The organism is Sphingopyxis sp. (genome assembly GCF_050725655.1).
In the GTDB taxonomy this organism is placed as follows: Bacteria; Pseudomonadota; Alphaproteobacteria; order Sphingomonadales; family Sphingomonadaceae; genus Sphingopyxis.
The window spans coordinates 77,023-89,440 of record NZ_JBOHHT010000026.1; the positions used below are offsets into that span (position 1 = coordinate 77,023).

Consider the following 12,418-nt stretch of genomic DNA (forward strand, 5'->3'; position numbering starts at 1 on the left):
ATATGGTGGTATCGGGCGAACAACCAGCGCGCCTATCCATCGATCGACATCGCGGGCGCCCTCGTGCCCGGCGCCTGTGGGCTGGAGAGTGGATTGAACAAGCAATTGACCATCGAAGAGTTCGTCGCCTCGCTGAAGAGCGGGATGACGATCGGAATCGGCGGCTGGGGACCGCGGCGCAAGCCTATGGCGCTGGTCCGCGCGATCCTGCGTTCGGACCTGACCGACCTGACGATCGTCGCATATGGCGGCCCGGACGTCGGGATGCTCTGCGCTGCGGGCAAGGTGAAGAAGCTCATTTTCGGCTTCGTCTCGATGGATGCGATCCCGCTCGAGCCCTATTTTCGTAAGGCCCGCGAGGCCGGGACGCTCGACATTCTCGAACTCGACGAAGGCATGCTGCAATGGGGCCTGAAGGCCGCGGCGTTCCGCCTGCCCTTCCTCCCCACCCATGTCGGCCTCGGCACCGACGTCATGACGCACGGCGGGTTCAAGACCGTCCAGTCGCCCTACCACGATGGCGAGGTGGTGCTCGCGATGCCACCGCTGAAGCTCGATGCGGCGCTCATTCACGTCAACCGCGCCGACAAGCTCGGCAATATCCAGGCGCTTGGCCCCGACACCTATTATGACGAGTGGTTCGCCCGCGCCGCCGACCGCACCTTCGTCTCGGCCGAAGAGATCGTCGACCGGATGGACCATAGCTATCCCGAGGATGCACGCGCCAACATCGTCGAGCGCTGCTTCGTCCACGCCGTCGTCGAGGCGCCGCTCGGCGCGCACCCGACCTCGATGCCGCCGTCGTACGGCTGGGACATGAAACACCTCAAAACCTATGCCGCAAGCGCTCGCGAGGACGGCGGCTGGGACGCCTGGCTCGCCGACACCATCGGCGCCGACGAGACGGGCTATCTGGACCGCGTCGGCGGCAAGGATGCCGTCGCCGCCCTCCCCCTTCCCATTTTCTGAGGCGGACGACATGACCACCGCACCCGACTTCACCCTTTGCGAACAGCTCATCGTCGCCGCGTCCGAAGCATGGCGCGGCAATGGTGAACTCGTCGCGACCGGCATCGGCCCCGCGCCGCGCCTCGCCGCTTCGCTCGCTAAGCTGACGCATACCTCCGAACTGATGATGACCGACGGCGAAGCCTGGCTGGTCGAGGATCCGGTGCCGCTCGGCCCGCGCGGTTACGACGACCGCAAAGCCGCGGGCCACCTCCCCTTCTCGCGCTTTTTCGACGCCGCAGTCTGGTCCGGCAAGCGCCATGCGATGGTCACGCCGAGCCAGATCGACCGTTTCGGCCAGACGAATATCTCCTATCTCGGCGGCACCTACGACCAGCCGAAGGTCCAGATGCTCGGCGCGCGCGGTTTTCCGGGCAACAGCATCTGCCACATCAATTCGATGTTCGTCCCCGCCCATTCGAAGCGCATCTTCGTCGAGGGCGAGGTCGATATGGTGTCGAGCGTCGGTTACAATCCGGCGCGGCGTACCCCCGGCGTCAATTTCAGCCGCGTCGACCTGCGGCTGATCGTCACCGACCTTTGCGTCATGGACTTCGGCGGCACCGACAACGCGATCCGCGTTGTGATGCTCCATCCCGGCGTGACCTTCGACGAGGTGCAGGAGGCGACCGGCTTCGCGCTGGAAGCCGCAGCCGAGATCGAGACGACCCCCGCCCCGACCGCCGAGCAGCTTGCGATCATCGCGCGGCTCGACCCGCATGGTCTGCGCGCGACCGTGATCAAGGACAATCCAGCGGGCAAGAGGAGCTGAGCCATGAGCGAGCAGAATGACGGGCTGGTCCCGCCGGTCGACGAAACGCCGGTCTATGAGACCGACACGCCGGTCCTCTATGAGGCGGCGGACGGCATCGCGTGGGTGACGCTCAACCGCCCGCAATATCACAATGTCCAGAACAGCCAGATGACCTACGCGCTCGACGACGCCTTCTTTCGCGCGGTCGACGACGATGCGGTCAAGGTCATCGTCCTGAAATCGGACGCCAAGCATTTCAGCGCCGGCCACGACATCGGCACGCCGGGACGCGATTTTCATTCGCGCGTCGCGCGCCGGCTGATGTGGTACGATCATTCGACCAAGGCGGGCGCCGAAAAAGCCTATGCTCGCGAGCATGAACAATATCTGGGCATGTGCAAAAGGTGGCGGGACATTCCCAAGCCGACCATCGCGCAGGTCCACGGCGGCTGCATCGCCGGTGGACTGATGCTCGCCTGGGTGTGCGACCTGATCATCGCCTCGGACGACGCATTCTTTCAGGATCCGGTGCTGCAGATGGGCTTTCCGGGCCTCGAATATTTCGCGCATTGCCATGAGCTCAATGTCCGGCTGGCAAAGGAGTTTCTGTTCCTTGGTGACCGGATGAGCGCCGAGCGGGCGCGCGAGGCCGGGATGGTCAACCGCGTCGTGCCGCGCGCCGACCTCGCGGACGAGGTAAGGCGCGTCGCGGAGCGGATCGCGACGCAGCCCCGCCTCGCGCTGCAACTCGCGAAGCAGGCGTGCAACCATATGGAGACGCTGGCGGGCAAGAATGCCGGGATCGACGCGGCGTTCGGCTATCATCATTTCGCCCACGCCAACAACAGCCTGGTCAAGGGCGACTATATCGCCGGATTCGACGGCAAGAAGATGGCCGAAGCCAACAAGAAGGACGCCGCCAAAAAGGATCGGGGCGAAGGCTGATGACCGGCCCGCTCGCCACCATCTTGACCGAACGGCTTGGCTGCCGGTTGCCGGTAATCCAGACCGCGATGGGCTGGATCGCGACGCCGGCGCTCGTGATCGCGTCGAGCGAGGCGGGCGCATTCGGCTTTCTCGCGGGCGCGGTGATGCAGCCAGCCGAGCTCGAAGCCGCGATCATCGCGGTCAAGCAGGGCACGAAGCAGCCCTTCGGGGTCAATTTCCACATGTTCCAGCCGGGCGCGGCGGAGATCGTCGAGGTCATCCTGAAGCACCGCGACCAGGTGCGCGCCGTCAGCTTCGGACGCGGGCCCGACGCGCAGATGATCGGCCGCTTCAAGGATGCGGACATCCTCTGCGTCCCCACCGTCGGCGCGGTCAAACATGCGCAGAAGATGGTCGAGCTGGGGGTCGACATGGTCACGGTGCAGGGCGGCGAAGGCGGCGGGCACACCGGATCGGTCGCCTCGACGATATTGCTGCCGCAGGTGCTCGATGCGGTGAGGGTGCCGGTAATCGCGGCGGGCGGTTTTGGCGACGGACGCGGGCTCGCAGCGGCGCTGGCCTATGGCGCGGTCGGCATCGCCATGGGCACGCGCTTCCTGATGACGCGCGAAAGCCCGATCCCCGACCTCACCAAAGCGCGCTATGTGAAGGCGGGCACCGACGATATTCTCGTTTCGACCAAGGTCGATGGCCTGCCGCAGCGGATGATCAAGAATGCGCTGCTCGACCGGATCGAGCGGTCGTCGGGCCTCGGTATCTGGCGCCGCGCAATCGAAAGCGGGCTCGCGATGAAGCGGCAGACCGGCGCCTCGTTCGGCGAATTGTTCAAGGCGGCGAGGGGCATGACCAGCCATGGCGGGCTGACCCTGCCGCAGGCGATGATGGCCGCCTCGGCGCCGATGCTGATCCAGAAAGCGGTCGTCGAGGGCGACCCCGACCATGGCCTGATGGCGACCGGCCTCGTCGCGGGGCGGCTCGCCGACCTTCCGAGCTGCGCCGAACTTCTCGCGGACATCGAGCGCGATGCGCGCGCGCGCCTCGCCGCGCTTTCCTCTCCTTCGCAAACGGGGGCCTGACCCATGCCGATCCATACCGAAATCAAGGACCGCATCGCCGAGATCGTCTTCGACGTCCCGCCGGTCAACGCGTTCGACAGCACCACCTGGAACAGCCTGCCCGCGATCATCCGCGACGCCGGCTGCAACCCCGAGGTCAATGTCGTGCTGATCCGCGCCGCCGAAAGCGCGCGCGGCTTTTGCGGCGGTGTCGACATCAAGGAGATGCAGGCGCATCCCGAGCGCATCACTTTGCTCAACCGCGGCAATTATCTGACCTTCAAGGCGGTACGTGATTGCGAAGTGCCCGTGGTCGTTGCGGTGCATAAATTCGTGATCGGCGGCGGCATCGGCATCTGCGGCGCGTCCGACACGATCATCGCCGCCGACGATGCCTATTTCTCGCTGCCCGAGGTCGATCGCGGCGCGATGGGCGGCGCCTCGCACCTGTCGCGCATGTTGCCGCTCCACAAGGTCCGCGCGGCCTTCTTCACGGGCGGCAATATCCCCGCCGAGGAAGCGTACCGGCTGGGCGCGGTCGAGAAGGTCGTGCCGCGCGAGGCGCTGGTCGACGAGGCGCGCGCCTTCGCCAGCGTGATCGCGGGCAAGTCGCGCAAGGCGCTGGTGATTGCAAAGGAGGCGCTGAACGGGCTCGAACCGCGCGATGTCGATCGTGGCTATCGCTGGGAGCAGGGCTTCACCCTCGAAATGTACATGCACGAAGACAGCCAGAAATCGCGCGACGCCTTTGTCGAGACGGGCAAGGCGGCCGAATTCTGATGGATCTCGCCTATACCCCCGAACAACAGGCATTCCGCGCCGAGGTGCGCGCGTGGATGGACGCCAATGTCCCGAAGGAGCCGCTCATCACGCTCGAACGCGAAGAGGGCTATCACCAGCATGTCGAGTGGGAGCGCAAGCTCGCGAGCGGCAACTGGGGCATGGTCACATGGCCTGAGAAATTTGGCGGGCGCGGGCTCGACCTGATCCAGTGGCTGATCTTCGAAGAAGAATATTATCGCGCCGGTGCGCCGCTGCGCGTCAACCAGAACGGCATCTTCCTGCTCGGCCCGACGGTCATGGAATTCGGCACCGACGAACAGAAGGCGCGCTTCCTGACGCCGATGGCCAAGGGCGAGGTAATCTGGGCGCAGGCATGGTCCGAACCCAATGCCGGGTCGGATATGGCGGCGATTACGTCCAAGGCGATCCGCGCCGGCGATCATTATGTGATCTCGGGCCAGAAGACCTGGTCGAGCCGCGCGAGCTTCGCCGACTGGGGCTTCGGCCTGTTTCGCACCGACCCGGAATCGAAGCGCCACAAGGGGTTGAGCTTCATCCTGTTCGATCTCAACGCGCCCGGTGTCACGCGCCGCCCAATCCGCCAGCTCCACGGCGATCCGGGTTTTGCCGAGCTATTCTTCGACGAGGTGCGTGTTCCTGCCCACAACCGCATCGCGGGCGAAGGCGAAGGCTGGAATGTCGCGATGGCGACCGCGGGCTTCGAGCGCGGGTTGATGCTGCGGTCCCCTGCCCGCTTCCAGGCGGCGGCGGAACGCCTCGTCAAGCTGTTCCGTCAGCATGAAGCCAAGGCGGCGTCCGCCGCGCGCGAGCAAGTGATGCAGGCGTGGATGGACGCGCAGGCTTATGCCTACAACACCTATGCCGTCGCGTCGAAGATCATGGCCGGCGGGCATATCGGCGCCGAGGCGAGCCTCAACAAGATTTTCTGGTCCGAACTCGACCGCGCCGCGCACCGCACCGCGATGCAGCTGCTCGGCGCGTCCGCCGAGCTGCGACACCTCGATGGCGGCGTGCTCAATGCGTGGCTCGAAGGCTATATCTTCTCGCTCTCGGGCCCGATCTACGCCGGGTCGAACGAGATCCAGCGCAACATCATCGCCGAGCGCCTGCTCGGCCTGCCGAGGTAAGCCGCCATGGACTTCATAATTACCGAAGATCAGGCGACGCTGACGCAGGGCGTGCGCGATTATCTGGCGGGCGTCCATACGCCCGAAGTGCTGCGCGCGCTCGACGCCAGCGATAGTCGCCGGTCGGCCGACGTCTGGCAGGGCCTCACCGAGATGGGCCTGCCCGGCCTGCTCGTCCCCGAAGCGCAGGGCGGGCTCGGGCTCTCGCTGCTCGATGCGGTGCTGATCGCCGCCGAACTCGGCCGCGCCGGGGTCGCCGAACCGATCGCCGACACCGCGCTGATCGCCGCGCCGCTGATCGTAAAGGCGGGGGGGCAGGAAACACTGCTCGCCGCGATCGCCGCGGGCGAGGCGAAGGTCGCGCTCCAGCACCCGGTCAATCCGTGGGTCGCCGATTTGGGCGCCGCGAGCCACATCCTGTCAATCAAGGGCGGCGCGCTGTTGCTCACCGAGCACAACGGGGATGCCGAACTTCTCGACAGCGTCGACCCGCTCCGCCGCCTCTATGCGCCCGTCGCCCCATCGGGCACCGCTGTCGGATCGGCCGACACCTTGCTCGACCATGCCGCGCTGATCGCCGCCGCGCAGCTTGTCGGCATCGCCGATGCGATGCTTGGACAGGCGACCGACTATGCGAAGAACCGCAGCCAGTTCGGCCAGCCGATCGGCAGCTTTCAGGCGGTCAAGCATCATCTCGCGACCGCGGTGGTGAAGATCGAGTTCGCCAAGCCGGTGATCCAGCGCGCCGCAGTGGCGCTCACCGAAGGCTCGGCCAGCGCGCCGGTTCACGTCAGCCACGCCAAGCTTGCCGCCGCCGACGCCGCTTGGGCGATGAGCGAAACCGCGATCCAGACGCACGGCGCGATGGGCTATACCTATGAAGTCGACCTGCATTTCTGGATGAAACGCGCCTGGGCGCTCGCCAGCGCATGGGGCGACCACGCCTTTCACCTCGCGCGCATCGACGCCGCCGTCGTCGGCGGCGCGCTGCCAATCGGCCCCGGCCACAGCTTCGCATAAGGAATAGAGACGATGGCAGAAGCCTATATCATCGACGCCGTCCGCACCCCCATCGGGCGCAAGAAGGGCAGCCTCGCCGCCGTCCACCCCGCCGACCTCGCCGCGCATCCGATTCTGGCATTGGTCGAGCGCACCGGCATCGATGCGGGTCTCGTCGACGATGTCGTCTGGGGCTGCTGCGACACGATCGGCCCGCAGGCGGGCGACATCGGCCGCACCGCCTGGCTCGTCGCGGGTCTTCCCGAGCATGTCCCCGGCACGACGATCGACCGCCAGTGCGGTTCTTCGCAGCAGGCGGTGCATTTTGCGGCGCAAGGCGTGATGAGCGGCACGCAGGACCTGGTGGTCGCGGGCGGCAGCCAGGCGATGAACGCGATCCCGATTTCGGCCGCCATGTATGCAGGGCAAGCCTATGGCTTTGACAGCCCCTTTATCGGCGCAAAGGGCTGGGACGCCCGCTATGGCACCGAAGAGATCAACCAGATCAAGTCGGCCGAGATGATCGCCGATAAATGGCAGATCAGTCGCGAGGCGATGGAGGCGTTCGCGACGGAATCGCACCGCCGCGCGCAAGCTGCGATCGACAATGGCTGGTTCAAGGCCGAGATCGCGCCCTTCGAAGGGCTCGAGCAGGACGAAACCGTCCGCCCCCAGACGACCCCCGAAGGGCTTGCGACGCTCAAGACCGTCAACGAAGGCGGCGTGATCACCGCGGGTATCGCGAGCCAGAATTGCGACGGCGCCGCGGCGCTACTGATCGCCAGCGAGGCCGCGGTGAAGGCGCATGGTTTGAAACCCCGCGCACGCATCCATCACCTGTCGGTGCGCGCCGACAATCCCGTCTGGATGCTCACCGGCCCGATCCCCGCAACGAAATATGCGCTCGAAAGGGCGGGCATGACCGTCGACGACATCGACCTGTTCGAATGCAACGAAGCCTTCGCGTCGATCCCGATGGCTTGGATGCAGGAACTCGGCGTCCCGCACGAGAAGGTCAATGTGCAGGGCGGCGCGATCGCGCTTGGCCACCCCATCGGCGCCACCGGCGCCCGCCTGATGACAACGCTTCTGGGCGCGCTCGAACGCACCGGCGGCCGCTATGGCCTCCAGACCATGTGCGAAGGCGGCGGCCAGGCCAACGTCACCATCATCGAAAGGCTGTAAGCGACATGGGCATCTGCGACGGACGGACCGTCATCATCACCGGCGCGGCGCGCGGGCTCGGGCGTTCCTATGCGCTCGCTTTCGCGGCCGAGGGCGCCAATATCGTCGTCAACGACATCGGCACGAGTCTCTCAGGCGAAGGCCGCGACACCTCGGCCGCCGACGGCGTGGTGGCCGAGATCAAGGCGGCGGGCGGCAACGCCATCGCCAACCATGAGGACATCACCGACTGGGATGCGGCTAAGCGCATCGTCGATGCCGCGGTCGCGGCGTTCGGCAACCTGCACGTCGTCGTCAACAATGCCGGGATCGTGCGCGACCGCATGTTCGTCTCCGCCACCCTCGAAGAATGGGACGCGACGATGCACGTCCATCTGCGCGGTCATTTCTGCGTCGCCCGCCACGCGGTCGACTATTGGCGCGCGCAGCAGAAAGCGGGCCATCCTGTCGACGCGCGCATCATCAACACCACCAGCGGCGCGGGCCTCCAGGGCTCGATCGCGCAGGCGGCCTATTCAACGGCAAAGGGCGGCATCGCCGCGCTGACTTTGGTGCAGGCGGCCGAGCTGGGGCGGTATGGCATCACCGCCAACGCGCTCGCCCCCGCTGCGCGCACGCGGATGACGGAAGGCGCATTTGCCGATAAGATGGCCGCGGTCGAAAGCGGTTTCGACGCGCAGGATCCCGACAATATCGCACCCACGGTCGTATGGCTCGGTTCCGGACAGTCGAAGCATGTGACGGGCTGCGTTTTCGAGCTGGAAGGCGGGCGCATCACGATCGAGGATGGCTGGCGACTCGGCCCGACGGTCGACAAGCAGGCGAAGTGGACGCCCGCCAAGGTCGGCGATGCGGTCGACAAGCTGCTCGCCGTCCGCAGCGAACCGCGCCAGGTCTGGGGCAGCTAAGATGCATTTCGCCTTCACCGACGAACAGGGGATGATCGCCGAAACGGCGAAGGCGTTCTTCGCGGAGAATGCGACAAGCGAGCGCACGCGCGCGGCAATGGCGGATACGGGCATCGACAAACCCCTGTGGCGGGCGTTCACCGGTGAACTCGGACTCGCCGGCGTCGCGATTCCCGAGGCACTGGGCGGCGCAGGACTCGGCATGGTTGAACTAGCGATCTTTGCCGAGGAGGCGGGACGGCACACTGCGGCGATGCCCCTCCTCGCCAGCCTGGCGCTTGCTGCCCCGGCGATTCTTGCGGGCGGCACCCATGAACAGAAGGAGCGGTTCCTCCCCCGTCTTCCGTCGGGCGAGCTGGTGGCAAGCTTCGTCGCCGCGAACACCGGCGGAATGCCGGGCGCGACGCTCAGCGACGGGACGCTAACCGGTGCCGCGCTCCTCGTGCCTCACGGCGCCAGCGCCGACATATTCGTGGTTGCGACCGACAATGGTGTCGCGATCGTCGAGCGCGGCGCACTCGGACTCGGCGTCACCCCGCTCACCAGCATGGACCAGACGCGCCCCTATGCCCGGCTCGATTTCGGCGGGGTCGCCGTCGAAACGCTCGCGGACCCTCGCGCCGCCGTACACGCCGCGCGCACCACGGGATGGCTCGCCATCGCCGCCGATGCGCTGGGCGGCGCGCAGGCGTGTCTCGACCGGACGGTTGCCTATGCGCAGGAACGCGTCCAGTTCGGCCGCTCGATCGGCAGTTTCCAGGCGGTCAAACACCGGCTGGCGGACATGATGATCGCCATCGAGCAAGCCCGCTCGGCGGTCTATTGGGCCGCTTGCGCGATCGACGAAGCGTCGGACGAAGCACCGTTCGCCGTCCACGCCGCCAAAGCCTTCGCCTGCGACACCTACACCCATTGCGCGGGCGAGATGATCCAGCTCCACGGCGGGATCGGCTTCACTTGGGAGCATGACGCGCATCTCTATTTCAAGCGCGCGCGCAGCAATGCGAGCCTGCTCGGCACACCCGACTGGCACCGCGAGCAGGTGGCGGGGCTCGCCGGACTGGACGAAGCCGCATGAAGCTTGGATTTTCCCCTGAGGAAGAAGCCTTCCGCGCCGAGGCCGCTTCGTGGCTCAAGGCCGAGTTGGAAGGCCCCTTCGCCGACGTGCGCGGGCTCACCAGCCTGACCGAAATGCCCGAACGCCGCCGCGACTGGGAGCGCCGGCTGGGCGAGGCGGGCTGGAGCTGCGTCGGCTGGCCCACGCCCTATGGCGGCCGCGACGCAACGCTCGCGCAGCAGGTGATCTTCGCCGAGGAATATGCGCGCGCGGGCGCCCCGCCCCGGCTCAACCATATCGGCATTGAGCTTGCCGGCCCCACCATCCTCGCCTTCGGCACCGACGAACAGAAGGCGCGCTTCCTGCCGAAGATCGCGAAAGGCGAGGAAATCTGGTGCCAGGGCTATTCGGAGCCCAATGCGGGCTCCGATCTCGCCAATGTCCGCACCAAGGCATGGCGCGAGGGCGATGAATGGGTGATCGTGGGACAGAAGGTCTGGACCAGTCTCGCCCAATTTTCGGACTGGATTTTCGTGATCGCGCGCACCGAGGCAGGATCGAAGGGACCAAAGGGGCTATCCTTCCTGCTCGTCCCCGTCGACCAGAGCGGCGTCACCGTCCGCCCGATCCACCAGATCACGGGCGAGGCCGAGTTTAACGAAACCTTTTTCGACGACGCGCGCACCGCGGCCGAGAGCATCCTCGGCGAACCCGGTGATGGCTGGGCGGTCGCGATGGGGCTGCTCGGCTTCGAGCGCGGCGTCTCGACGCTCGCGCAGCAAATGGGCTTTCGCAACGAACTCGACGCGGTGATCGCCGCGGCGCGCGCCAATGGCGAGGCGAGAAACCCGCTGATCCGCCAGCGCATCGCCAAGGCCGAGATCGGATTGAGGCTGATGCGCTATGGCGCGCTACGTATGCTCACCGATGCGGAGGGCGGCGGGCTCAACCCGGCGGCGCTCACCTACAAGATCCAGTGGGCGACGTGGCGCCGCGATCTGGGCGAACTCGCGATGGACGTGCTGGGACAGGCGGGCGAGACCGTCGCGGGGCACGAATACGCCTTCCCCGCGCTTCCCAACCTGTTCCTCTACAGCCGCGCCGACACAATCTATGGCGGCACCAACGAGATCCAGCGCAACATCATCGCCGAGCGCGCACTGGGGCTACCCCGCGAGCCGCGCGGCGACCTCAAATGAAGGAGCCAAGCGTGGCAAGACCCGCCCCCGAATACCCGACCCCGACCGGCCTGCTGAAAGGCAAGACCATGCTGATTACCGCCGCGGCGGGCAGCGGCATCGGCGGTGCGGTTGCGCAGCGCGCGGCCGAGGAGGGCGCGACGCTCTTCCTCTCCGACATGCACGAACGCCGCCTCGGCGAGACCGCCGACCGGATCGCCGCGCTCGGCTTCGCACGCCCCCGCACGTTCGTCTGCGACGTCACCGACGAGGATCAGGTACAGGCGCTGGTTTCGGGCGCGATCGGCGCGATGGGGCACATCGATATACTCATCAACAATGCCGGGCTCGGCGGCGCGGCGTCGGTGGTCGAGATGACCGACGATCAATGGCACAAGGTGCTCGACGTGACGCTCACCAGCGTCTTCCGGATGACGCGCGCGATCCTGCCGCACATGTACGAGCGCCAGAAGGGCGCGATCGTCAACAACGCCTCGGTGCTCGGCTGGCGCGCGCAGAAACTGCAGGCGCATTATGCCGCGGCGAAGGCGGGGGTGATGGCCTTCACGCGCTGCTCGGCGCTCGAGGCCGCCGAACAGGGCGTCCGCATCAACGCGGTCTCACCCAGCCTCGCGATGCACGCCTCGCTTTCCAAAGTGACCCCGCCGGGGTTGCTCGAGGAGCTGACCGAGAAGGAAGCCTTCGGCCGCTATGCCGAGCCGTGGGAGGTGGCAAACGTGATGCTCTTCCTGGCCAGCGAGCTTTCCTCCTACATGACGGGCGAAGTGCTCGCAGTCTCGAGCCAGCAGGCGTGAGTGCGCGTATCTTCAAAAACCCGATGGAGCTGCTCGCCGCGGTGGGTGAGAGCTTCGGGCCGACCGAGTGGGTCGCGATCGAGCAGGATCGCATCGACCTGTTCGCCAAGGCCACCGACGATCACCAATGGATTCATGTCGATCCCGAACGCGCGAAGGACGGCCCGTTCGGCGGTACGATCGCACACGGCTATCTCACGATGAGCCTCGTCAACCGCTTCCTCCCCGAACTGGTCGAGGTGCGCGGCATCTCGATGGGCGTCAATGTCGGCACCGACAACCTGCGCTTCCTGAGCCCCGTCCGGGCCGGCAGCCGGATCAGGGGCAAGGGCGAACTGGTCAAGGCCGAGGAAGCGAAGGGCGGCATCCAGGCGGTGGTCCGGGTGACCGTGGAGATCGAAGGCGTCGAAAAGCCCGCCTGCGTGGTCGATGCGATCAGCCGGTTTTATCCGGAAAATTGAGATTTGGCGCGCGTGGCGGATGCTGGATTTGGGGGTGGATTGCGGACATCCTTTCTTCGTCATCCCGGACTTGATCCGGGATCCATTCGCGCGACATCAGTTTGATGGACCCCGGATCA

13 protein-coding genes are annotated in these 12,418 nt (G+C 66.4%); all 13 read left to right on the top strand.

What is annotated here, in order from left to right; genetic code table 11:
* Positions 1 to 93: 93 nt before the first annotated feature.
* From ACREBX_RS03260 to ACREBX_RS03320, 13 genes are read left to right on the top strand one after another with little or no spacing between them, the layout of a single operon-like run.
* Entirely contained in the window at positions 94 to 969 is an 876-nt protein-coding gene (locus ACREBX_RS03260; RefSeq protein WP_431560321.1) for a CoA transferase subunit A, read from the top strand.
* Positions 970 to 979: 10 nt separating this feature from the next.
* Positions 980 to 1,780 carry a CoA-transferase subunit beta gene (locus ACREBX_RS03265; RefSeq protein WP_431560322.1) on the top strand — a complete coding sequence of 267 codons (801 nt, stop codon included), beginning with the start codon at positions 980 to 982 and terminating at the stop codon, positions 1,778 to 1,780.
* A gap of 3 nt (positions 1,781 to 1,783) precedes the next feature.
* The gene (locus ACREBX_RS03270; protein WP_431560323.1) at positions 1,784 to 2,707 is read left to right on the top strand and encodes an enoyl-CoA hydratase; all 924 of its coding nucleotides are present in this window, start codon (positions 1,784 to 1,786) and stop codon (positions 2,705 to 2,707) included.
* On the top strand, positions 2,707 to 3,786 hold the full coding sequence (locus ACREBX_RS03275) for an NAD(P)H-dependent flavin oxidoreductase (RefSeq protein ID WP_431560324.1): 1,080 nt from the start codon (positions 2,707 to 2,709) through the stop codon (positions 3,784 to 3,786). Before ACREBX_RS03270 ends, ACREBX_RS03275 begins: the two co-directional genes overlap by 1 nt.
* Positions 3,787 to 3,789: 3 nt before the next feature.
* On the top strand, positions 3,790 to 4,545 hold the full coding sequence (locus ACREBX_RS03280) for an enoyl-CoA hydratase family protein (RefSeq protein WP_431560325.1): 756 nt from the start codon (positions 3,790 to 3,792) through the stop codon (positions 4,543 to 4,545).
* Positions 4,545 to 5,696 carry an acyl-CoA dehydrogenase family protein gene (locus ACREBX_RS03285; RefSeq protein WP_431560326.1) on the top strand — a complete coding sequence of 384 codons (1,152 nt, stop codon included), beginning with the start codon at positions 4,545 to 4,547 and terminating at the stop codon, positions 5,694 to 5,696. Before ACREBX_RS03280 ends, ACREBX_RS03285 begins: the two co-directional genes overlap by 1 nt.
* A 6-nt stretch (positions 5,697 to 5,702) precedes the next feature.
* A complete protein-coding gene (locus ACREBX_RS03290) occupies positions 5,703 to 6,716 on the top strand; it encodes an acyl-CoA dehydrogenase family protein (RefSeq protein ID WP_431560327.1) in 1,014 nt (337 codons plus the stop codon).
* A 12-nt stretch (positions 6,717 to 6,728) separates the two neighbouring features.
* A complete protein-coding gene (locus ACREBX_RS03295; RefSeq protein ID WP_431560328.1) occupies positions 6,729 to 7,880 on the top strand; it encodes an acetyl-CoA C-acetyltransferase in 1,152 nt (383 codons plus the stop codon).
* A 5-nt stretch (positions 7,881 to 7,885) separates the two neighbouring features.
* Positions 7,886 to 8,788 (top strand): SDR family oxidoreductase, encoded by a 903-nt coding sequence (locus ACREBX_RS03300; RefSeq protein ID WP_431560329.1) that lies wholly within the window; start codon positions 7,886 to 7,888, stop codon positions 8,786 to 8,788.
* 1 nt (position 8,789) lies between these two features.
* Entirely contained in the window at positions 8,790 to 9,866 is a 1,077-nt protein-coding gene (locus tag ACREBX_RS03305) for an acyl-CoA dehydrogenase family protein (protein ID WP_431560330.1), read from the top strand.
* Entirely contained in the window at positions 9,863 to 11,044 is a 1,182-nt protein-coding gene (locus ACREBX_RS03310; RefSeq protein ID WP_431560331.1) for an acyl-CoA dehydrogenase family protein, read from the top strand. The genes ACREBX_RS03305 and ACREBX_RS03310 overlap by 4 nt, the downstream gene beginning before the upstream one ends.
* An 11-nt stretch (positions 11,045 to 11,055) precedes the next feature.
* Positions 11,056 to 11,838, top strand: coding sequence for an SDR family oxidoreductase (locus ACREBX_RS03315; protein WP_431560332.1), 783 nt, complete (start codon positions 11,056 to 11,058; stop codon positions 11,836 to 11,838).
* Entirely contained in the window at positions 11,835 to 12,299 is a 465-nt protein-coding gene (locus ACREBX_RS03320; RefSeq protein ID WP_431560333.1) for a MaoC family dehydratase, read from the top strand. Before ACREBX_RS03315 ends, ACREBX_RS03320 begins: the two co-directional genes overlap by 4 nt.
* The last annotated feature ends 119 nt before the right edge of the window (positions 12,300 to 12,418 follow it).